The sequence below is a fragment of the Streptomyces sp. NPDC048002 genome (assembly GCF_040653275.1).
Lineage (GTDB): Bacteria > Actinomycetota > Actinomycetes > Streptomycetales > Streptomycetaceae > Streptomyces.
In genome coordinates, this window is the sequence record NZ_JBEZNL010000034.1 from 42430 (window position 1) to 64662 (window position 22233).

Below are 22233 nucleotides of genomic sequence, written 5' to 3' on the forward strand. Positions count from 1 at the left end.
CCAGGTGGCCGGCCAGGCGAGGGGGACGGCATGGCGACACAGGCTGACCGGGCCGCGGGCGGGCCGCTGCTGCTGGGCGTGCGGCACCACGGCCCCGGATCGGCACGAGCGGTCCGGGCGGCGCTGGACGCCGCCCGGCCCCGGGTGGTGCTGATCGAGGGACCGCCCGAGGCGGACGCGCTGATCCCGCTCTGCGCGGACGAGCGGATGCGCCCGCCGGTCGCGCTGCTCGCCCACGCCGTGGACGAGCCCGGCCGCTCGGCGTTCTGGCCGCTGGCCGAGTTCTCCCCGGAATGGGTCGCGATCCGCTGGGCCCTGGACCACGGGGTGCCGGCCCGCTTCATCGACCTTCCGGCCACGCACACCCTGGCCTGGGAGAAGGAGGAGAACACGGGCCCGGGAACGGAGGAGAACACAGGACCGGGAACGGAGGAGAACACGGGTCCCGGAAAGCCCGGAAAGGAGGACGAGCCCGGCCCGGGACAGGACCCGTCCGCCGACCGCAGCCCCGACGTCCGCCTCGACCCCCTCGCCGTGCTCGCCGAGACCGCCGGACACGACGACCCCGAGCGCTGGTGGGAGGACGTCGTCGAGCACCGTGGGGCGGGCGAGGGCGACCCGCTCGCACCGTTCGCCGTGCTCGCCGAGGCCATGGGCGCGCTGCGGGAGGCGTACGGCAGCGGAGGGCACGACCGTGACCTGGTGCGCGAGGCGCACATGCGGCTCCAGCTGCGGGCGGCGCAGAAGGAGTTCGGTGGCGACATCGCCGTCGTGTGCGGGGCCTGGCACGTGCCCGCGCTGGGCGAACGGACCACCGTCGCCGCCGACCGGGCCCGGCTGAAGGGGCTCCCCAAGGTCAGGACGGACATGACCTGGGTGCCCTGGACCAACCGCAGGCTCGCGCGGGCCGGCGGCTACGGCGCGGGCATCGACTCGCCGGGCTGGTACGGGCACCTGTTCGGCGCGCCGGACCGGCCGGTCGAGCGGTGGCTGACCAAGGTGGCCGGCCTCCTGCGGGACGAGGACCGTGTGGTGTCCTCCGCCCATGTCATCGAGGCGGTACGGCTCGCCGAGACGCTCGCGGCGATGCGCGGCCGCCCGCTGCCCGGCCTGAGCGAGACCGGCGACGCCGTGCGGGCGGTGATGTGCGACGGCTCGGACGTGCCGATGGCGCTGATCCACGACCGGCTGGTGGTCGGGGACGTGCTCGGCGAGGTGCCGCCGGACGCACCCGCCGTGCCCCTGCAACGGGACCTCGACCGCGTCCAGCGCAGGCTGCGGCTCCGACCGGAGGCGCTGGAACGGGAGCTGGAGCTGGACCTGCGCAAGGAGACCGACGCCGCGCGCAGCCGCCTGCTGCACCGGCTGCGGCTGCTGGACGTGCCCTGGGGCGAGCCGACCGCCTCGCGCGGCAGCACGGGTACGTTCCGGGAGACCTGGCGGCTGCGCTGGGAGCCGGAACTGTCCGTGCGGATCGCCGAGGCCGGCGTGTGGGGCACCACCGTGCTCTCCGCCGCGACCGGAAAGGCCGAGGCGGAGGCGGTCTCCGCGCAGGGCCTCGCCGACGTCACCGCCCTCGCCGAGCGGTGTCTGCTGGCCGAACTGCCGGACGCGCTGCCCACGGTCATGCGGGTGCTCGCCGACCGGGCCGCGCTCGACGCGGACGTCGGCCACCTCGCCCAGGCCCTCCCGGCGCTGGTCCGTTCCCTGCGGTACGGCGACGTGCGCGGCACGGACACCGCGGCGCTGGCGGAGGTCGCCGCGGGCCTCGCCGAGCGGATCTTCGTCGGACTGCCCCCGGCCTGCGCCCAGCTCGACGCGGAGGCGGCCGACGAGACCCGGCGTCAGGTGGACGCGGTGCACGGGGCGGTGGGCCTGCTCGCCGACTCCCCGGCGGTCGGCGGCGGCGCACTGCGCGCCCGCTGGCAGGCGGTGCTCGGTGTGCTGTCGGTGCGGGACACGGTGCCGGGCGTGATCCGCGGCCGGGCCGTCCGGCTCCTGCTGGACGAGGGGGAGCTGGCGCAGGACGAGGCGGCGCGGCTGATGGGGCTCGTGCTGTCGCCGGGCACTCCGCCGGGCGACGCGGCAGCCTGGATCGAGGGATTCGTCGGCGGCGGCTCGGGCGGCGGAATGCTCCTCGTGCACGACGAGCGGCTGCTCGGCCTGGTCGACTCCTGGCTGACCGGGGTGCCCGCCGAGGCGTTCACCGACGTGCTGCCGCTGCTGCGGCGCACCTTCTCCGCCTACGAGCCGGGAGTGCGCAGAACCCTCGGCGAGCTGGTGCGGCGCGGCCCGGGGCAGCGGGCCGGTACGGCGGCGGCCACGGGCTCCGCGCCGCCCGGCTTCGCGGCCGAGCCCGACCTGGCACGGGCGGACGCGGTACTGCCGGTGGTCCGGCTGCTGCTGGGGCTGGATGTGCAGACGGACGACAACGACCTGGTGGGGGTGGCGGGATGACGACCGACCGGCTCAGGCGGCCCGGTGAGCGGGCGCGCACCGCGGACGGCGCGGGACGCGGGCAGAGCGCGGCACCCCGGGCCGAACGCCGGCCCGCGACGGCCGTGCGCGTCGTCCCGCTCTGGGAACGGCTCGGGGGAGGGACCCACGGATGACGACCGGGACGAACACCGAGGCGCACGACGCGACCGGCACCGGGACGGACACCAGGGTGAACGCGGCCACAGCGGCCACAGCGGCCACAGCGGCCACAGCGGACACGGCGGCCGGGGTGTCCGACCCGGCGCGGGAGCGGCTGCGCCGGTGGCGGCTCGTGCTCGGCGGGGACACCGCCGACGGCACCGGATGCACGCTCTCCGGGCAGGACGCCGCGATGGACGGGGCGCTCACCGCGCTCTACGGCAAGGGCGACCGACCGCAGACGGGCAAGGACCGCTCGGCGGGGCTGGGGGCGTCCGCGCCGGCCGTCGCACGCTGGCTCGGCGACATTCGCACCTACTTCCCCTCCTCCGTCGTCCAGGTCATGCAGCGCGACGCCATCGACCGGCTCGGGCTGTCCACGCTGCTGCTGGAACCGGAGATGCTGGAGGCGGTGGAGGCCGACGTGCACCTCGTCGGCACCCTCCTCTCCCTCAACAAGGCCATGCCGGAGACGACGAAGGAGACGGCCCGCGCCGTCGTGCGCAAGGTCGTCGAGGACCTGGAGAAGAGGCTGGCCACCCGCACCCGGGCCACCCTCACCGGCGCCCTGGACCGCAGCGCGCGGATCAACCGGCCACGCCACCAGGACATCGACTGGAACCGCACGATCGCCGCCAACCTCAAGCACTACCTGCCGGAGCACCGGACGATCGTGCCCGAGCGGCTCATCGGATACGGACGGGCCTCCCAGTCGGTGAAGAAGGAGGTCGTGCTCTGCATCGACCAGTCGGGGTCGATGGCCGCCTCGGTGGTGTACGCGTCGGTGTTCGGCGCGGTGCTGGCGTCCATGCGGTCGATCGACACCCGGCTGGTGGTCTTCGACACGGCGGTCGTCGACCTCACCGACCAGCTCGACGACCCGGTGGACGTGCTGTTCGGCACCCAGCTCGGCGGCGGTACGGACATCAACCGCGCGCTGGCGTACTGCCAGTCGCAGATCACCCGGCCCGCGGAGACGGTCGTCGTGCTGATCAGCGACCTCTACGAAGGGGGCATCCGCGACGAGATGCTGAAGCGGGTGGCGGTGATGAAGGCGTCCGGCGTCCAGTTCGTGGCGCTCCTCGCCCTCTCCGACGAGGGGGCACCGGCGTACGACAGGGAACACGCGGCCGCGCTCGCCGCGCTGGGGGCCCCGGCGTTCGCCTGTACGCCGGACCTCTTCCCGGAGGTGATGGCGGCGGCGATCGAGAAGCGGCCGATACCGGTCCCGGACCCGGTGTGAGGTGCGGACCCGGTGTCAGGTTCAGACCCGGTGTCAGGTTCGGACCAGCAAAAGGGACATGAGTAACCATCGGTAACAGGGGACTTGCGCGACCGCGGGAGTGCCGTGCGAGGATCGACGCTCGTCCGGCACCGCCCTGTGCCGACGCACGGAAGGCCCCCCACTTTGTCCCTGCCGGCAGCCCTGCCAGGTGCCGCCGCCCCGCGCGTCCCGCGTACGGCGGCGGGACGGCGTGCGCTGTATCTGGCGCTGCTGGTGGGCGGCTTGTTCGCACTCGGTCTCCTCGGCGGGCAGGAGGCCGGGGCGGCGGAGGGTGAGCCGACGGGAGCGACCGGAGTCACGGCAGTGGTGCGGGCGTCCGTGGAGGACGTCCGGAAGTCCGCGGTCCCGGACATCGCCGACCAGGCTCCGCCCGTCGACGAGTACGCCGGACAGGCGCTCGCCGACGTGGTCGGAACGGCCGCCGAGACGGCCGAGACACTGGAGCGGGCCCCCGCACCACCGCCCCTGCCGGAACTGCCTCCCCTGCCGGAACTTCCGCCCCTGCCCGAGCTGCCCGAGTCACCCACGTGGCCCGGGCAGCCCGCGCTCCCCGATCCGCCGGACCTCTCGGCGGAGGCGCCGCCCGCGCCGTCGGACACGGCACCCCGGTCGGCACCGGCACCCCGGTCGGCACGGGCACCCGCACCCCCACCCGCCTCCCCGCCCCGCGCGCACGGGAACCCGGAGCGGTCCGCCGAGCCGCCCACCGCACAGGGCCCGCGGCTCGGCGCGCCGCACGACGCGACGGCACCCCGTCCCCACGGACATGTCCAGCGCGCCGATTCCACCGGACCGGTGCCCCCGCGGCAGAAGCCGACCGGTGACGTGGGCGGCACGCCCGACCACCGCGCGGCCGTCGACAACGGCATGCCCCGGCACGCCGACCTACCGGCCGCCGCCCACGGCGACCGGGCGGTGCTGCGGCTGCTGCCCGGTGCCGCCGCCCGCGTCGCGGCGCACGAGACCCGGGACGCGTACCGGGACATCCCCGTCTCACCCGCCTAGAGCGGACACCTCCCGCGCAGTGGACCTGCCGCGTGTCGCCCCGCCGGGACAGGCGGACCGGCCGTGCGCCGCCCCGGCTCCCGGAAGGGAGCGGGCGCCGGCCCTCGCGCGCGTGCACAGCTGACCCCGGCCGGGGATGGATCCCCGGCCGGACCACGGCTCCGTGAGGTGGATGGACCCGGACGGCCGAAAGCCGTCGGACTCGTCCGGGCGAGGTCTCACGGTCGGGTCGGACGGTCCCCATTGGGGTGGGGGCCGCCCGGCCGGAGCCCGCGAGCGCGCGATGTGTGCGCCTTCGGGCTGTTCAAGGGGGCCTCACCGGGTCAACCCCACCCGGTGAGGCCCCTCACCAGGGGCACCCCGTGCCAGTGAGCGCGGCATCATGTGACAGGTATCACCGCTCAGGTGTGACCCCTGATTTAGAAGCCCTCGTCCAGCGGCGATAACCTGCGAGACGGACATGCCGCGCGCTCGGACACCGTGTGCGCCTCCCTTGTGACAGCGGACGTCACGTTGCCCTTCGCGGCACGCCCACGCATCCAACGAACCGCGAGATCACTGATAGGGACGGAAGCGCGTGGACCTGTTCGAGTACCAGGCGAGGGACCTCTTCGCCAAGCACGATGTACCGGTGCTGGCCGGTGAAGTCATCGACACGCCTGAGGCGGCCCGCGCAGCCACTGAGCGTCTCGGTGGCAAGTCCGTCGTCAAGGCCCAGGTGAAGGTCGGTGGCCGCGGCAAGGCCGGTGGCGTGAAGCTCGCCGCCACGGTCGACGAGGCCGTCGAGCACGCGACCAACATCCTCGGCATGGACATCAAGGGCCACACGGTCCACAAGGTGATGATCGCCGAGACGGCCCCGGAGATCCTGGAGGAGTACTACGTCTCCTTCCTCCTGGACCGTGCCAACCGCACCTTCCTCTCCATCGCCTCCGTCGAGGGCGGCATGGAGATCGAGGAGGTGGCGGCCACCCGTCCGGAGGCCGTCGCCAAGACGCCGATCGACGCGATCGACGGCGTGACCGAGGAGAAGGCCCGCGAGATCGTCGAGGCCGCGAAGTTCCCGGCCGAGGTCGCCGACAAGGTCGTGAACGTCCTCGTCAAGCTGTGGGACACCTTCATCAAGTCGGACGCCCTCCTGGTCGAGGTCAACCCGCTGGCGAAGGTCGCCTCCGGCGAGGTCATCGCCCTCGACGGCAAGGTGTCGCTCGACGAGAACGCCGAGTTCCGCCACCCCGAGTACGAGGAGCTCCACGACAAGGACGCGGCCAACCCGCTCGAGGCCGCGGCCAAGGAGAAGGGCCTCAACTACGTCAAGCTCGACGGCGAGGTCGGCATCATCGGCAACGGCGCGGGTCTCGTCATGAGCACCCTGGACGTCGTCGCGTACGCCGGTGAGAACCACGGCAACGTCAAGCCGGCCAACTTCCTGGACATCGGCGGTGGCGCCTCCGCCCAGGTCATGGCCAACGGTCTGGAGATCATCCTCGGCGACCCGGACGTCAAGTCCGTGTTCGTCAACGTCTTCGGCGGCATCACCGCCTGTGACGAGGTCGCCAACGGCATCGTCCAGGCGCTGAAGCTCCTGGAGGACCGCGGCGAGAACGTCTCCAAGCCGCTGGTCGTCCGCCTCGACGGCAACAACGCCGAGCTGGGCCGCCAGATCCTCACGGACGCCAACCACCCGCTGGTGCAGCGCGTCGACACGATGGACGGCGCGGCCGACAAGGCCGCCGAACTGGCTCACGCCGCCAAGTAAGCACTCAGGACGAGGACACAACACACCATGGCTATCTGGCTCAACAAGGACAGCAAGGTCATCGTCCAGGGCATGACCGGCGCCACGGGCATGAAGCACACCAAGCTCATGCTCGGTGACGGCACCGAGGTCGTGGGCGGCGTGAACCCGCGCAAGGCGGGCACCACCGTGGACTTCGACGGCACCGAGGTACCCGTCTTCGGGACGGTCGCCGAGGCCATCGAGAAGACCGGCGCCAACGTCTCCGTCATCTTCGTGCCGGAGAAGTTCACCAAGGACGCCGTCGTCGAGGCCATCGACGCCGAGATCCCCCTGGCCGTCGTGATCACCGAGGGCATCGCCGTGCACGACACGGCCGCCTTCTGGGCGTACGCCGGCAAGAAGGGCAACAAGACCCGGATCATCGGCCCGAACTGCCCCGGCATCATCACCCCGGGTCAGTCGAACGTCGGCATCATCCCGGGCGACATCACCAAGCCGGGCCGCATCGGCCTGGTCTCGAAGTCCGGCACGCTGACGTACCAGATGATGTACGAGCTGCGTGACATCGGCTTCTCGACGGCCGTCGGCATCGGTGGTGACCCGATCATCGGCACCACGCACATCGACGCCCTCGCCGCGTTCGAGGCCGACCCCGACACCGACCTGATCGTGATGATCGGCGAGATCGGCGGCGACGCCGAGGAGCGGGCCGCGGACTTCATCGCGAAGAACGTGACGAAGCCGGTCGTCGGCTACGTCGCGGGCTTCACCGCGCCCGAGGGCAAGACCATGGGCCACGCCGGCGCCATCGTCTCCGGCTCCTCCGGCACCGCCCAGGCGAAGAAGGAGGCCCTGGAGGCCGCCGGCGTCAAGGTCGGCAAGACGCCGACCGAGACGGCGAAGCTGGCCCGCGAGGTCCTCAGCGCCTGACCTTCCCGGTCGAAGCCCGATGGGCCCGTCCCCCGTGTGGGGGACGGGCCCATCGGCGTACAGCCGGCCGGGACAGAGAGGCCGGCGGTTCAGCGGTTCTGCGGGACCAGCCGCTCCGGGCCGCTCACCGTCTCCTCGCGCAGCTTCTCCCGCAGCTTTCGCTCCGTCTCCGACAGCGGGCCGGGGGCCAGCTTCGGCGGCACGCCCTGCACGGTGGAGCCCGGCGCGACCGGCGGCTCGTACCGGGTCGGGGCGGTGCGCAGGGTGAGCGCGGTGGTGCCGATCAGGGCGACGGTGAAGGCGATGGCGGCGCGGGTCCAGAAGGTGGCCCGGCGTTCGCTGCCGGTGCGGACCGTCGGCGGCTTCGCCGCGCGCAGGCGCTCCGCGGACGCCGTCTCGGCCAGGCGGCGGTGCAGCTCGGCGGGGTCGGCGAGTTCGGGGAGGCGCTCCGCCACCGCCTCGCGCGCGTGCAGCAGCCGGTTCGCCGCCGCGGGGGTGCTCGCCTCCGTCTCCGCTGCCGTGTCCGGGAGGTCGAGCCCCACCCCGTCGTACAGCACCAGGGTGCGGCGGTACGGCGGCGGCAGGGTGAGGAGCACCTCCATGAGCGCCCGGTCGGAGGCGTTGGCGGGCGGCGGTTCGGGGTGCCGGTACCGGGGACGGAAGCGGTGCCAGGGGGAGAGGGCGTACTCGTACGCCGTCGCCCGCACCCAGCTCGCCGGGTCCGGGTCGACGGCCACTTCGGGCCAGCGCTGCCAGGCGAGTTGGAAGGCCCGCTCCACCGACTCCCGGGCCAGTTCCCGCCGCCCGGTGAGCAGATAGGTCTGGCGCACCAGGGCGGGTGCGCAGAACGCGTAGAGCGCGTCGAACGCCTGAGCGGGCGTCAGTGTGGCGGTGGCGGACGCGGGCAGGGGTTTCGGGCCGAGCACCGCGGCATCCGCTCGCGAAGGGGGCGGACCGGTGCGTACGGGGACGGCGGCGGTGTCGGCGGTCCGCTGCTCCGCGCTCGCCTCGGCCGGGGGTTCCTGAGCGGCGGCCCGCTCGGTCGCCTCGCTCAGCAGTCTCACGTACGCCTCCCTCTTGCGGCCCCTCGGTGTCGTACGGCCGGACTCCCACGCGCGCACGGTCTCCCGGGTGACACCGACCCGCGCCGCGACCTGAGCCTGCGTCAACGAACGTGCCTCGCGCAGGCGTCGGCGTTCCTTCGGCGGGGGGAGCGGGGATGCGGGGCTCTGCGTCACAGGACGCCCTTTCGTACGGAAAAGAACATAAACGTATATTGAGCGACACAGCGGAAGTTCGCCTGTTACGCCCGTAAAGCGCGTGTCGTTGGGAGCATGGCGGGCGTGATCCAGATGACCGCTCGCCGATCGCCGTTGTCCTCCCTGCTCACCCGGTTGCGCGGCCGTTCGCCCGGGCTGGCCGCGGGCCTCCTCGGCGGTGCGGTGGCCGCCGGTCTGGGACTCGGTGTGTTCGCCGTCCTCGTGATGGTGCTGTGGATCAGCTCGCCCTACCCGGACAGCGGGCCGGGAGGCGCCCTGCACGTGGCGGCGGGCCTGTGGCTGCTGGCCCACGGAGCCGAACTGGTCCGCACCGACACCCTGTCCGGGGCTCCGGCGCCGGTGGGCGTCACCCCGCTGCTGCTGCTCGTGCTCCCGGCCTGGCTGGCGCACCGCGCGGCCCGGGACGCCGTCGAGGGGGAGGCGCCGGACGGGGAGAGCGACCTCGTCTCCGGGCGTGCGGCGTGGGCGGGCGTCGTGACCGGCTACCTCGCGGTCGGCGGGGCGGCGGCCTGGTACGCGGCGGGTGGCACGCTGCGGCCGGACTGGGCGTGGACGGGGGTGTGCGTGCCCCTGGTCGTCGTGGTGGCCGCCGGGGCGGGAGTCTGGACGGCCTACGGGCGGCCGCGGGACGCGGTGGACGAGGTGCTGCTGCTGATGCCGGCGGGCGTGCGGCGGCTGTTCCTCGGGCCGGTCGCCCGGGGCCGGCTCGACGCGGCGGCGCGGGCGGCGGGAGCGGGGGTGGCCGTGCTCGTCGGGGGCGGGGCGCTGCTGCTCGCGGTGGCGCTGGTGTGGCACGGGGGCGCGGCGCGCGAGTCGTTCCTCCGGCTCACGGAGGGGGTGTCCGGGCAGTTCGCCGTGCTGTTGCTGTGCCTGACCCTGATGCCGAACGCGGCGGTGTGGGCGACGGCGTACGCGCTGGGGCCGGGCTTCTCGCTGGGCGCCGGTCATGTCGTGGATCCGCTCGCCTCCTCGCCCGCCTCCCTGCTGCCGCCGTTTCCGCTGCTGGCGGCGGTGCCGGAGGCCGGGGCGGGGACCTGGGTCCACTGGGCGGCGGGGGCGGTTCCGGTCGCCGCCGGGGTGACGGTGGGGTGGTTCGTGGGGCACGCGGGCGGTGACGGCGACTTCGAGGCGTGGTCGTGGAGGTGTACCGCCGGGGTGGCCCTGGGGGCGGTGGTGCCGGCCGCGGCGGGGATGGCGCTGCTGGCCGGGATGGCGGGTGGGCCGCTCGGGGTGGCGGGGCTGGCGAGCTTCGGGCCGGTGTGGTGGCAGGTGGGGGTGGCGGTGCTGGTGTGGGGGGTGGTGGTCGCGGTGCCTGTGGCTGTGGGGGTGCGGGCTTGGGGGTGCCGGGGGGCGGCGGGGCTATCGCGGGGGCCGCGGGTCGGGTCGCCGCGGGTGGCGGAGGAGGGTGGGTCTGCGGGGGAGCGCGGGGCGCGGGTGCGGGTCTTGTGGTGGCGGGGGCGGCGTGCGGGTGGGGTGGCTGGGGCCGCGGATGCCGTCGGTGATGACGAGGCGTACGAATTGCTTCCCGCTGAGCCGGATGCGGCGGTGGGCGGCGGCGGTGGTCCGGAGGCCGGGGTGCCGTCCTGGGGCGTGGGTGACGCGGACCGGGAGGCTCGGTGGGCCGCGCTGCGGGAGGTGTCCGGGAGGGACGTCTCGGACGGTGACTGAGCTTGGTCTCGCCCCCGCCGCCCCTTCCCGTCCCTCCCCCAGAGGGGGACCCCCACCGGGGGCTGCCGCCCCCGGACCCCCGCTTCGGCCCCGAAAGGGCCTCGTCCTCAAACGCCGGACGGGCTGGTGGGGGCGGGCCTTGTCCTCAAGCGCAGGGCGGGCTGGTGGCGTCAGCTGTTGGTTCCCAGTACTCCGCGGAGTTCCTCCGGGAGGAGTTGGTCGCAGGACTGCTTCGCCTCGTTCGTGAGGGCGTCCGTCGTGCACGTGTAGTAGTCGCTGTAGACCAGCTTCGCCGTGAAGCCCGCCGCCACCAGGGCGAGGGCCAGGGAGGCGGTGACCAGGCCGCTCACCGCCGCGGTGGTCTGCGGGCGGCCCGACTGCGCGGGGGCCGGGTGGTCGGGGTCGGCCGTGCGGGGCTTGGCGCGCAGGGAGCCGATGCCCCAGTACAGGGCCAGCGCGCCCAGCAGCAGGGCGACGGACGGCCAGCTGAACAGGGCGAAGAAGAAGGCCCACATACCGCACAGCAGGGCGTACCGTCCGTGGCGCTGGGCCGGGTCCGTGGGGTCCCAGCGCATGCCGCCGCCGGGGCCGTTGGTGTTGTTCGAGCCCTCGGGACCCGAACCGGGGCGGTCGCCGAAGTTGCCGGAGGAACGGCCGGGCTGGCGGTCGCTCCACTGCCCGCCCCAGGGTGAGTTCCGGCGGCCGGAGTCGCCGCCGTCGCCCGAGGCAGGTCGGCGCGGCTGCCAGGGCCGGTCCGGACTGCCCTCCGGGGGTGGGGCGAAGGGGTTGTCGTCCTTGGGCTCGGAGGCGCCGGCGCCGTCCCGCTCGCCGCCGTTGTCGCCGCCCGACGGCGCGTCCGGCGGCGAGGCGGGCCGCTCGCGCAGCAGCACGCCGTGACGATCCCCTCCCTGCACCGACTGCGGGGGGAGCGTGAGCAGTCGCAGGCTGCGGTCCGGCATCAAAGTGGGCGTCTTCCCCTAGGTGATTTACGGCTGACATGTACGGGAACTGCCGAGCGGAACCAGGTCCGTCACCCTGTGAACGCACCGCTCACGAACGGCGTTCCCGACCGGGCCCCTCCCAGACGCTACCTTCCGGCCACGCCCCCGTCCCGTGGGGGCTGCCCGGTGTGCCGGTATCGTTGCTGACGGTCGGCCGCTTCGTAGGCTTCCCCGTATCCGGGAGCCCGAAGCATTCGTGCGAACGCACAAGCGGCGTCGGAAGCCGGCCACCGTACGACGTACCCCCGAGAAAGGCCCCCGCTGTGGCTGCCAAGCGCCTTGTCGTGCTGGTCTCCGGATCCGGCACCAACCTCCAGGCGCTGCTCGACGCCATCGCCGACACCGGCGTCGGGGCCTACGGCGCCGAGATCGTGGCCGTGGGCGCCGACCGCGAGGGGATCGAGGGGCTGGCCCGCGCCGAGCGCGCCGGGATCCCGACCTTCGTGTGCAGGGTCAAGGACTTCGACGGCCGGGAGGCGTGGGACGCGGCGCTCGCCGAGGCCGTCGCCGCCCACGAGCCCGACCTGGTCGTCTCCGCCGGGTTCATGAAGATCGTCGGCAAGGAGTTCCTCGCACGCTTCGGCGGCCGGTGCGTCAACACGCACCCCGCCCTGCTGCCCAGTTTTCCCGGGGCCCACGGCGTCCGTGACGCGCTCGCGTACGGCGCCAAGGTCACCGGCTGCACCGTCCACTTCGTCGACGACGGCGTCGACACCGGTCCGATCATCGCTCAGGGCGTGGTCGAGGTCCGGGACGAGGACGACGAGAGCGCTCTGCACGAGCGCATCAAGGAAGTCGAGCGCAGGCTGCTCGTCGAGGTCGTGGGGCGGCTCGCCCGCAACGGCTATCGCATTGAGGGACGAAAGGTAGTTATCCAGTGACCGCCGAGAGCAACAAGCGGCCGATTCGCCGGGCGCTCGTCAGCGTCTACGACAAGACCGGGCTGGAGGAGCTCGCGCGCGGCCTGCACGAGGCGGGCGTGGCCCTCGTCTCCACCGGCTCCACCGCCTCCCGCATCGCCGCCGCCGGCGTCCCCGTCACCAAGGTCGAGGAGCTCACCGGCTTCCCCGAGTGCCTGGACGGCCGCGTCAAGACGCTGCACCCGAGGGTCCACGCGGGCATCCTCGCGGACCTGCGCCTGGAGGACCACCAGCGGCAGCTGGCCGAGCTGGGCGTCGAGCCGTTCGACCTGGTCGTGGTCAACCTCTACCCGTTCCGCGAGACCGTCGCCTCCGGCGCCACCCCCGACGAGTGCGTGGAGCAGATCGACATCGGCGGCCCCTCGATGGTCCGCGCCGCCGCCAAGAACCACCCGTCCGTGGCGGTCGTCACCAGCCCCGAGCGGTACGCCGACGTGCTCGGCGCCGTCCAGGACGGCGGGTTCGACCTGGTCACCCGCAAGCGGCTCGCGGCGGAGGCGTTCCAGCACACGGCCGCCTACGACGTGGCCGTGGCGAGCTGGTTCGCCTCGGAGTACGCGCCCGTCGACGAGTCCCGGTTCCCCGACTTCCTCGGCGCGACCTGGGAGCGCAAGAACACCCTGCGCTACGGCGAGAACCCGCACCAGCCGGCCGCGCTGTACACCTCCGAGTCCGGCGGTCTGGCCGAGGCCGAGCAGCTGCACGGCAAGGAGATGTCGTACAACAACTACACGGACACGGACGCCGCCCGCCGTGCCGCGTACGACCACGACGAGCCGGCCGTCGCGATCATCAAGCACGCCAACCCGTGCGGTATCGCGGTGGGCGCGGACGTCGCCGAGGCGCACCGCAAGGCGCACGCCTGTGACCCGCTGTCGGCCTTCGGCGGCGTGATCGCCGTCAACCGTCCGGTGTCGAAGGAGATGGCCGAGCAGGTCGCGGAGATCTTCACCGAGGTCATCGTGGCGCCGGACTACGAGGAGGGGGCCCTGGAGGCCCTCACCAAGAAGAAGAACATCCGCGTCCTGCGCTGTCCCGACGCCCCGGCCGACCCGGTCGAGGTCAAGGCCATCGACGGCGGCGCGCTGCTCCAGGTGACCGACCGCCTCCAGGCCGACGGCGACGACCCGGCGAACTGGACCCTCGCGACCGGCGAGGCGCTGTCCGCCGCCGAACTCGCCGAGCTGGCCTTCGCCTGGCGGGCCTGCCGCGCGGTGAAGTCCAACGCCATCCTGCTCGCCAAGGACGGCGCCTCGGTGGGCGTCGGCATGGGCCAGGTCAACCGCGTCGACTCCGCGAAGCTCGCGGTCGAGCGCGCGGGCACCGAGCGCGCCCAGGGCTCCTACGCCGCCTCCGACGCGTTCTTCCCCTTCCCCGACGGCCTGGAGATCCTCACCGCGGCCGGCGTGAAGGCCGTGGTCCAGCCGGGCGGCTCGGTCCGCGACGAGCAGGTCGTGGAGGCCGCCGAGAAGGCGGGCGTGACGATGTACTTCACCGGTACGCGCCACTTCTTCCACTGATCGAACTGACCGAACAGCGCGACGACCGTCGGGGCGGCCTTCCGGGGCCGCCCCGACGGCTTCGCCGCGCCTACGCAAGGCTCACCGCCCCTCGGACCGCCGGCCTCCGGTTCAGGAGGGGGGCGACAGAGCGGACGGCCCCCGTCCCCTCCCGGAGGAGGCGCGGGGGCCGTGTTCCCGGGCGCGGATCAATGCGGCCGCACCGGCGCGGGGTTCAGAAGCGCGGGCGGTTGAACCACTCCGCGGTGGTCCGCTTCGCAGCGAAGACGATCAGCAGGATCGCCACGGCGATGATCAGCAGACCGATGCCCCACGCGGCGATCATGAAGATGCCGGTGATGATCGCGAAGGAGCCGTAGACGATCGAGCAGACCCGGACGCCGTTGCCGCCCTTCGCGTACTGGAACACCAGCGCCAGACCGAGCAGCGCGAAGACCGCGGCGAGGCCGAGCAGGAAGACGATGATGCCCTTGCCGAGGTCGGCGAGTTCCTGGGCCTGGGAGTCGCTGCTGAGGCCGGCCTCGGCGATCGTCTCGTCCCACACCGACAGCGTGTAGACGTACAGACCCGCGATGACCGCGTGGGCCAGCACGATGATGCCGAGCATGATCTGGGCGGCACGCGTGATGCCGGGCATCTGGGCGGGACCGGCCGGCGGATAGCCGTAGCCCTGCTGCATCGGAGGGGCCGACGGGTAGGCGCCGTACCCCTGCGGCGGCATTCCGGGCGGGGCCTGGTTCGGGTAGCCGTAGCCGGGGGCCTGGGGCTGCTGGTGGGGCGGGGGGCCGTAGGGGCTGTTCGGTTCGCCGAAACTCATGGCGATCTTCCTCCGTGGGACCAAGGGTGCAGGGGACGACGAGCGGCACGGTGTCGGAGGAAGGTTCAACAGATGCGGTTCGTCCCCCCGGTACTGTCCGCGGCACTGTGTCGACAATCGTTCTTCAGTGGCTGGTTCGTTGTCCAGCCGCAATCCCTATGTGTTGTGCAAGTGCAACATCGCTGATCATGTGCGGACAGGGTGGGACAGCCCGCCGGGGACCCGGATTGGAACCAGGACCCCGTCATCCGCGAGGATGGGGTCATGACCGCCCAGATTCTCGATGGCAAGGCCACCGCAGCCGCGATCAAGTCCGATCTGACCGCCCGCGTGGCGGCGCTGAAGGAGAAGGGCGTCACGCCCGGCCTCGGCACCATCCTGGTCGGGGAGGACCCCGGCAGCCAGAAGTACGTCGCGGGCAAGCACCGCGACTGCGCGGAGGTCGGCATCGCCTCCATCCAGCGCGAACTGCCCGCCACCGCCACCCAGGAGGAGATCGAGGCGGTCGTACGGGAGCTGAACGAGGACCCCGCCTGCACCGGTTACATCGTCCAGCTGCCGCTGCCCAGGGGCATCGACGAGAACCGCATCCTGGAACTCATGGACCCGGCCAAGGACGCCGACGGCCTGCACCCGATGAACCTCGGCCGTCTCGTCCTGAACGAGCCGGCCCCGCTGCCCTGTACCCCCAACGGCGTCCTGACCCTGCTGCGCCGCTACGGCGTGGAGATCAAGGGCGCCGAGGTCGTGGTCGTCGGCCGCGGTGTCACCATCGGCCGTCCGATGCCGCTGCTGCTCACCCGGCGCAGCGAGAACGCCACCGTGACCCAGTGCCACACCGGCACCCGCGACCTGTCGGCGCACCTCAAGCGTGCCGACATCATCGTCGCCGCGGCCGGTTCCGCCCATCTGATCCGCGCCGAGGACGTCAAGCCGGGCGCCGCCGTCCTCGACGTCGGTGTCTCCCGCAGCGCCGAGGGCAAGATCGTCGGCGATGTCCACCCGGACGTCCGCGAGGTGGCCGGATTCATCTCCCCCAACCCCGGCGGCGTCGGCCCGATGACCCGGGCCCAGCTGCTGGTCAACGTGGTCGAGGCGGCGGAGCGCAGTGTCGGCTGAGCGGCCGGGCGCCGCGTCCCGGGAGCAGGCCCCGGGGCAGGAGGACGAGATCGAGGTCACGGACCCGGTCAGCGCCCCCGACGCCGAGGGCAGGCCGCGCCGGACCACCCGCCGTTTCCCGCTGTTCACGCGGGACACGGCACGCCCCGAGGGCGGTGGCCGGGCGGCCCCGGGCGACGCCCCGGCCCCGGCCCGTCAGTGGCCGATCCTGCTGGTCCTGGCGCTGGTCGCGCTCGGCCTGCTGCTGACGGCCCTGGACAACTTCCGCCTGGGCACGCTGCTGATCGGCGTGGCCCTGCTGGCCGGCGGGGCGCTGCGCTGGCTGCTGCCGGACGTCGGCATGCTCGCCGTCCGCTCCCGCTTCACGGACATCGTCACGTACGGGGCGCTGGGCTCGGCCATCGTGCTGCTGGCGCTGATGGTGCAGCCGGACCCGCTGCTGGAGATCCCCTTCCTCAAGGACACCCTGCACTTCACGGTCAGCAACTGAACCACCCCGCGCGACCACGACGGCGGCCCGTCCTCTCCCCCGAGCAAGGACGGGCCGCCGCCGTGCGTCCACCCTCCCGTGCGGTGAAGGGCCCGGACAACGGCTGTCCGGGTGCTGTGGCAGAGCGGTGACCGTTCCGCCACGGTGTCCGTGGCCTGCCACAGCGTGGCGTCCTGCGGAACCGGCCGAGGACCTCCCGGGCACCCGCATCTCTGTGTGCTCTCTGTGACGGCATATGTGCGTCCTGTGTGGCGATGTGCTGACAAGTTTGCGGATTTGGAGCGAAGTCGTTCGACAGTCGGGCTAGCGTGTCCAATCGGGACGGTCCGGGACGTCTCGAACGGCTGTCGGGTGGGTTCACCAGGGGGAGAGCGGCCGAGGGGGAAGGGTCGGTGGAAGACTGGACCCCGGCCCGGTGGGCGTGCGACGGTGCATGCCCGCGGCCTCCAACGCTCCCGTGCGCCCCCACCCCGGGAACTGAGATCCTGGCCGGGCGCATCCCTGTGGGTAGCCACACCGGGACTCGGCAGAGGGCCCATGCGCGGGGGAACGAACAGCACGGACCGGGGGAAGAGGGGGGAAGCGATGCCTCGTTGGAAGGACTTGCCGGACGAACTGGATCCGCAAGTCAGGGAGTTCGCGAGCCAGTTGCGCCGGCTCGTGGACCGCAGTGGTCTGAGTGTGGCGGCCGTGTCCGACCGCACGGGCTACAGCAAGACGTCCTGGGAGCGGTATCTGAACGGCCGGCTGCTCGCGCCCAAAGGCGCGATCGTCGCGCTGGCGGAGGTCACCGGGACCAATCCGATCCACCTCACGACGATGTGGGAGCTGGCCGAGCGGGCCTGGAGCCGCTCGGAGATGCGCCACGACATGACGATGGAGGCGATACGGATCTCCCAGGCGCGCGCAGCGCTCGGGGAGTTCGGCGCGCCTCCGGCGAACGCCAAGGGCGGCGGCCGGACGGCCCGCCGCAGCGGCAGCGCCACGGCCACGCCCGGCGTGGCGGGTCCGGCGGGCGTCGCGCCGACGGTGCCGCCGCACACGGGCACGTCCGCACCCGAGGGGGGCCGGGACGCCGGCGCCGTCCGGGACGCGGCCGAGGAGGCCCGGGACGGGGCTGCGGCGTCCTCGGGCGCCAACTCCTGGGGCCTGGCGGGCTACCAGGGGCCCTCGCGGGCGGGCGGGAGGGCGGCCGCGCCGAGCCCGGCCGCCGGGTCCATGCCTCCGTCCGCGCCCGCTCCTTCGTACGGCGGGCCCTCCGGCCCCTCGGGCGAGGGCGGGAACGGCGGACCGGCGGGCGAGAGCAGGGGCAAGCGGCGGCTGACGATGTTCCTCGCGGGCGTCGTGGGCGTACTCGTCGTGGTGGCCCTGGCCCTCTACCTCACGGGCACCGGCGGCACCAAGGAGAACGAGGGCGGTACGAAGTCGCCGTCTCCGACGGTCACGACCGAGGCTGACCTGCCGCCCGGCGTCGAGTGCAGCGGCGCCTCGTGCACGGGCAAGGACGCCGAGAGCATGGGCTGCAGCGGCGACCTGGTGACCACCGCGCAGACCGCGACCGTGGGCACGACGGTGGTCGAGGTCCGCTACAGCGAGACCTGCGGCGCGGCCTGGGGCCGCATCACGCAGGGGGCCGAGGGCGACCAGGTCCGGGTGACGGTCGGCAAGACCGAGCAGACGGGCACCATCACGGTCACCGGCGACACCATCGCGTACACCCCGATGGTGGCGGTGAAGGACGCCGGCGACGCGACGGCCTGCGTCACGCTGGCGGCGGGCGAGGAGGGCTGCACGCAGTAGGGGGCGCGGGGCGGGCGCGGAGGCGAAGGGCAGGGGCAGGGGCGGCGGGGCGATCCATCGGGTCTCCCGACCGCCCGACCGCCCGTCTCCCGACCGCCCGACTGCCCGTCGCCCGGCCACCCGTCGCCCGGCCACCCGTCGCCCGGCCACCCGTCGCCCGGCCGTCCGTCGGCCGACGGACGGCCTGGGTTGTGCGGTCGCTTTCGCGGGGCGCCGGAGGAACGAACTCGGCGGCCGCAGGAATAGTCGTCCGCAACACGGGCACGCGCTCATCACCCCCCACGGGATCCGGCTGCCCGGTACCCCCGGTGAGGCCGCCCAGCCCCCCTCACCGGACCGGGCGGCCGCCCCTTTTCCGGGGTCTGTGGGATGGTCTGTGGGGTGGGCCACACCGACCCGGACGTCCCGGATCCCGGATGCGCGATAGCCTGACCGCTGGATCTCTCTTGACGCCAAGAGATCGATCAAACGTATCCGTGATCGATCATCGCGGCTGGCACCGGTGACCCACCGGGGCGGACGGGATCCCGTACCCCAGGGGCAGGGACGCCCCACCGCCTGCTGTCTACGGAGAACGCCATGACCCGCACTCCCGTGAACGTCACCGTCACCGGCGCGGCCGGCCAGATCGGTTACGCCCTGCTCTTCCGCATCGCCTCCGGCCAGCTGCTCGGCGCGGACGTGCCGGTCAAGCTGCGTCTGCTGGAGATCACCCCGGCACTGAAGGCCGCCGAGGGCACGGCCATGGAGCTGGACGACTGCGCGTTCCCGCTGCTCCAGGGCATCGAGATCAGCGACGACCCGAACGTGGCCTTCGACGGCGCCAACGTCGCCCTCCTCGTGGGCGCCCGCCCGCGCACCAAGGGCATGGAGCGCGGCGACCTCCTGGAGGCCAACGGCGGCATCTTCAAGCCGCAGGGCAAGGCCATCAACGACCACGCCGCGGACGACATCAAGGTCCTCGTCGTCGGCAACCCGGCCAACACCAACGCCCTGATCGCCCAGGCCGCCGCCCCGGACGTACCGGCCGAGCGCTTCACCGCGATGACCCGTCTGGACCACAACCGCGCGCTGACCCAGCTCGCGAAGAAGACCGGCTCCACGGTCGCCGACATCCAGCGGCTCACCATCTGGGGCAACCACTCCGCCACCCAGTACCCGGACATCTTCCACGCCACCATCGCCGGCAAGAACGCCGCCGAGGTCGTCAACGACGAGAAGTGGCTGGCCGAGGACTTCATCCCGACCGTCGCCAAGCGCGGCGCGGCCATCATCGAGGCCCGTGGCGCCTCGTCGGCCGCCTCCGCCGCCAACGCCGCGATCGACCACGTCCACACCTGGGTCAACGGCACCGCCGACGGCGACTGGGTCTCCATGGGCATCCCGTCCGACGGTTCCTACGGCGTGCCGGAGGGCCTGATCTCCTCCTTCCCCGTCACCACCAAGGACGGCAAGTACGAGATCGTCCAGGGCCTGGAGATCAACGAGTTCTCCCGCGCCCGTATCGACGCCTCCGTCCAGGAGCTCGCGGAGGAGCGCGACGCGGTCCGCGCCCTCGGCCTCATCTGAGCCGGACCCCGCAGCACGTCATTCACCGCACCACCGCACCACCGCACAGGCCCCGATCCGGTTTCCGCCGGAACGGGGCCTGTGGCCCGTTCTGCCGCTACCGTCTGAAAAGCGGTACCCGGTACGGCGATCCGGGGCGAGGGGCGATTCGGGGGCTTCGCGATGAGCGGATGGGGACACGGACCGAGCGAGGAGCAGGGGCGGGCACCCTGGTCCGGACGGCAGCCGGACGAGGTCGTGCCGCCCTGGTCGACGGCCGAGACGCAGGTGCACGGCACGCCGCCACCGTACGTCCCGACACCTCCGTCGCCACCTCCGCCGCCGCCTCCGTCTCCGCCGTACGTCCCGACACCTCCGTCTCCGTCGCCGCCGCGCACCTCGCGTCCCCGGCCGGTGCTGCTGGCGCTGCTGGCCGCCGTCGTGCTCGGCGCGGGCCTGGGCGCGGGGGTGTGGGCCCTGCTCCGGGACGACGGCGGCGGAGGGGGCAGAGCCGGCGCCGCCCCGGCCACCGACGCCACCGTCACCACCGGTCCGTCGCCGCGGAGTTCACCCTCCGCCCAGGACTCACCCTCCGAGGCGGGCGCGCCTTCCCCGCAGGACTCGCCTTCCCCGCAGGGCTCACCCTCCGCGCGGGCGGAAGCGCCTCCCGGCTACCGCCGCGCCGCTGACCCCGTCGGCTACACCCTGTTCGTCCCCGAGGGCTGGATCCGCCGTCAGACGGCGGGGGAGGCCGCCCCGGTGGTGTTCTACGACGCCCCCGACGACGGCCGCCGGCTCCAGATCTTCCGGATCACGGAGGCGAGCGTCGAGGAGTCACTGGCGCGGGCCGAGACCGACCCCGGGTACGGCTTCGAGAGCCGCACCGGCTACCGGGCCCTCGCCCGGGACTCGGGCCCCGGCTTCGTGGAACTCACCTACCGCTACGACGACGAGGACAAGGGCCCAAGCCTGGTCGTCGACCACCGTTTCCGCGCCGCGGACGGCACGCCGTACGCGATCCGCGCCGCCGGACCGGAGGAACTCGCCCCCGAATCGGTCCGCGCGCCCCTCGACGAGGCGCTGACCTCCTTCTGTCCCGCGGACACCGAGTGCGGATGACGGGCGGCGGCCGTGTCCCGCGGCGTCCCGCACCCCACCCCCGGCGGATGTGACCGGGGTCGCATTGGGGGCCGGTCACATCCGGGCCGGGCCGCTTGTCCCATGCCTGTCACCGGCGCCGAAGCCGGTACCGAGCAGGGGAGACAGAGATGACCGAGGGACACCGCATCGTCGTTCTCGGGGCCGGCTACACCGGTATGTTCACCGCGGTCCGGCTGGCTCACCGCACCCGTCGGACCGGCGTGCGGATCACCCTGGTCAACCCGTCGAGCCGGTTCGTGGAGCGGCTGCGGATGCATCAGATCGCCGCCGGGCAGACCTTCCCCGAGCACCGCATCCCCGAACTGCTCGCCGGAACCGGTGTGCGGTTCGTCGAGGGCGCCGCCACCGCCATCGACCCCGAGAGCCGGACCGTCACCGTCGACGGGACCATGACACTCGGCTACGACACCCTCGTCTACGCGCTCGGCAGCTCGACCGACACCGGCGGGGTCCCCGGCGCCGACGTCCATGCCTTCACCCTCAACGGCGTCGGGATCGCGGCCCGGTTCGCCGCCCGGCTCACCGAGGTCGCCGCGGCCGGCGGCACGGTGACCGTGTGCGGCGCCGGCCTCACCGGCATCGAGGCGGCCACCGAGATCGCGGAGGCCCACCCCGCGGTGCGGGTCACGCTGATCAGCCCGGACGAGCCCGGCGCCATGATGGGCCCCAGCGCCCGTGCCCACCTCCGGCGCGCGCTGGAGCGGCTCGGCATCGCCATCGAGACCGGCGCCCGCGTCACCAAGGTGCTCACCGACGCCGTCGAACTCGCCGACGGGCGGCTCGTCCCGGGCGACGCCTGCCTGTGGACCACCGGCGTCAAGGTGCCCGCCCTCGCGTCCGACGCCGGGATCGCCACCGACGAGCGCGGCCTGATCGTCGTCGACGGCACGCTGCGGTCCGTCTCCCACCCCGAGATCCACGCGGTCGGCGACGCGGCGGCGGTCCGTCTGGCCTGGGGGCGGCTGCACGGCTCCTGCCAGAGCGGGCTGCCCACCGCCCAGTACACCGCAGACACCGTCACACGCCTGCTCTGGTCGAAGTCCGTCAGGCCGTTCCGCTTCGGCTACTACCACCAGCCGGTCAGCCTCGGCCGCCGGGACGCCGTCATCCAGTTCACCCGGGCCGACTTCACCCCGCGCCGTACGTGCCTCACCGGCCGCGCCGCCGTGCTGTACAAGGAGCTGGTCAGCGGAAGCCCGCTCAAGACCTACCGCCTGAGCAGGTACGTCAACGTCACGACCGTCGTGTCCAAGGGCGGCCGGGCCACCCGCAGGCCCGCGGTGTGAGGCACCCCGGCGGGACTTTCACAAC

The 22233-nt window shown here is 73.3% G+C and carries 18 protein-coding genes; 15 read left to right on the forward strand and 3 right to left on the reverse strand.

Features of this window, described 5'->3' with window-relative positions:
- The first annotated feature begins 30 nt into the window (after positions 1-30).
- The 6 genes from AB0E07_RS30550 (at position 31) to sucD (ending at position 7598) form a co-directional block, all read left to right on the forward strand.
- Positions 31-2457, forward strand: coding sequence for a DUF5682 family protein (locus tag AB0E07_RS30550; protein WP_362259371.1), 2427 nt, complete (start codon positions 31-33; stop codon positions 2455-2457).
- Entirely contained in the window at positions 2454-2612 is a 159-nt protein-coding gene (locus AB0E07_RS30555; protein ID WP_362259374.1) for a hypothetical protein, read from the forward strand. Before AB0E07_RS30550 ends, AB0E07_RS30555 begins: the two co-directional genes overlap by 4 nt.
- Positions 2609-3880 carry a VWA domain-containing protein gene (locus tag AB0E07_RS30560; RefSeq protein WP_362259376.1) on the forward strand — a complete coding sequence of 424 codons (1272 nt, stop codon included), beginning with the start codon at positions 2609-2611 and terminating at the stop codon, positions 3878-3880. The genes AB0E07_RS30555 and AB0E07_RS30560 overlap by 4 nt, the downstream gene beginning before the upstream one ends.
- Positions 3881-4045: 165 nt before the next feature.
- Complete coding sequence (locus tag AB0E07_RS30565) at positions 4046-4927, forward strand: hypothetical protein (protein ID WP_362259379.1); 882 nt, start codon at positions 4046-4048, stop codon at positions 4925-4927.
- Positions 4928-5504: 577 nt separating this feature from the next.
- Complete coding sequence (gene sucC, locus AB0E07_RS30570) at positions 5505-6686, forward strand: ADP-forming succinate--CoA ligase subunit beta (RefSeq protein ID WP_362259381.1); 1182 nt, start codon at positions 5505-5507, stop codon at positions 6684-6686.
- 27 nt (positions 6687-6713) lie between these two features.
- Positions 6714-7598: a succinate--CoA ligase subunit alpha gene (gene sucD / locus AB0E07_RS30575; protein ID WP_362259384.1), complete on the forward strand. Its 885-nt coding sequence runs from the start codon at positions 6714-6716 to the stop codon at positions 7596-7598.
- An 89-nt stretch (positions 7599-7687) separates the two neighbouring features.
- Here sucD and AB0E07_RS30580 read toward each other — a convergent pair whose 3' ends face one another.
- The gene (locus AB0E07_RS30580) at positions 7688-8836 is read right to left on the reverse strand and encodes a helix-turn-helix domain-containing protein (RefSeq protein WP_362259387.1); all 1149 of its coding nucleotides are present in this window, start codon (positions 8834-8836) and stop codon (positions 7688-7690) included.
- Positions 8837-8932: 96 nt separating this feature from the next.
- Between AB0E07_RS30580 and AB0E07_RS30585 the strand changes: the two genes are divergently transcribed.
- Entirely contained in the window at positions 8933-10546 is a 1614-nt protein-coding gene (locus AB0E07_RS30585) for a DUF6350 family protein (protein ID WP_362259390.1), read from the forward strand.
- Positions 10547-10716: 170 nt separating this feature from the next.
- Here the strand turns inward: AB0E07_RS30585 and AB0E07_RS30590 are convergent, their stop codons facing one another.
- Complete coding sequence (locus AB0E07_RS30590; protein WP_362259393.1) at positions 10717-11505, reverse strand: hypothetical protein; 789 nt, start codon at positions 11503-11505, stop codon at positions 10717-10719.
- Positions 11506-11810: 305 nt separating this feature from the next.
- Between AB0E07_RS30590 and purN the strand changes: the two genes are divergently transcribed.
- Positions 11811-12428 carry a phosphoribosylglycinamide formyltransferase gene (gene purN, locus AB0E07_RS30595; protein ID WP_362259396.1) on the forward strand — a complete coding sequence of 206 codons (618 nt, stop codon included), beginning with the start codon at positions 11811-11813 and terminating at the stop codon, positions 12426-12428.
- Positions 12425-13987 (forward strand): bifunctional phosphoribosylaminoimidazolecarboxamide formyltransferase/IMP cyclohydrolase, encoded by a 1563-nt coding sequence (gene purH, locus AB0E07_RS30600; protein WP_362259399.1) that lies wholly within the window; start codon positions 12425-12427, stop codon positions 13985-13987. The genes purN and purH overlap by 4 nt, the downstream gene beginning before the upstream one ends.
- Positions 13988-14201: 214 nt before the next feature.
- On the opposite strand, the gene AB0E07_RS30605 is transcribed toward purH, so the two are convergent.
- Positions 14202-14804: a hypothetical protein gene (locus AB0E07_RS30605; RefSeq protein ID WP_362259402.1), complete on the reverse strand. Its 603-nt coding sequence runs from the start codon at positions 14802-14804 to the stop codon at positions 14202-14204.
- 264 nt (positions 14805-15068) lie between these two features.
- Between AB0E07_RS30605 and AB0E07_RS30610 the strand changes: the two genes are divergently transcribed.
- From AB0E07_RS30610 to AB0E07_RS30635, 6 genes are all read left to right on the forward strand, one after another.
- Complete coding sequence (locus AB0E07_RS30610; protein ID WP_362259405.1) at positions 15069-15923, forward strand: bifunctional methylenetetrahydrofolate dehydrogenase/methenyltetrahydrofolate cyclohydrolase; 855 nt, start codon at positions 15069-15071, stop codon at positions 15921-15923.
- 49 nt (positions 15924-15972) lie between these two features.
- Positions 15973-16413, forward strand: coding sequence for a DUF3017 domain-containing protein (locus tag AB0E07_RS30615; RefSeq protein ID WP_362259486.1), 441 nt, complete (start codon positions 15973-15975; stop codon positions 16411-16413).
- 585 nt (positions 16414-16998) lie between these two features.
- A complete protein-coding gene (locus AB0E07_RS30620) occupies positions 16999-18213 on the forward strand; it encodes a DUF2690 domain-containing protein (protein WP_362259408.1) in 1215 nt (404 codons plus the stop codon).
- Positions 18214-18792: 579 nt separating this feature from the next.
- On the forward strand, positions 18793-19782 hold the full coding sequence (locus AB0E07_RS30625) for a malate dehydrogenase (protein ID WP_362259412.1): 990 nt from the start codon (positions 18793-18795) through the stop codon (positions 19780-19782).
- A 162-nt stretch (positions 19783-19944) separates the two neighbouring features.
- A complete protein-coding gene (locus AB0E07_RS30630) occupies positions 19945-20880 on the forward strand; it encodes a hypothetical protein (RefSeq protein ID WP_362259415.1) in 936 nt (311 codons plus the stop codon).
- A 149-nt stretch (positions 20881-21029) separates the two neighbouring features.
- Complete coding sequence (locus AB0E07_RS30635; protein ID WP_362259418.1) at positions 21030-22208, forward strand: FAD-dependent oxidoreductase; 1179 nt, start codon at positions 21030-21032, stop codon at positions 22206-22208.
- Positions 22209-22233 lie beyond the last annotated feature (25 nt).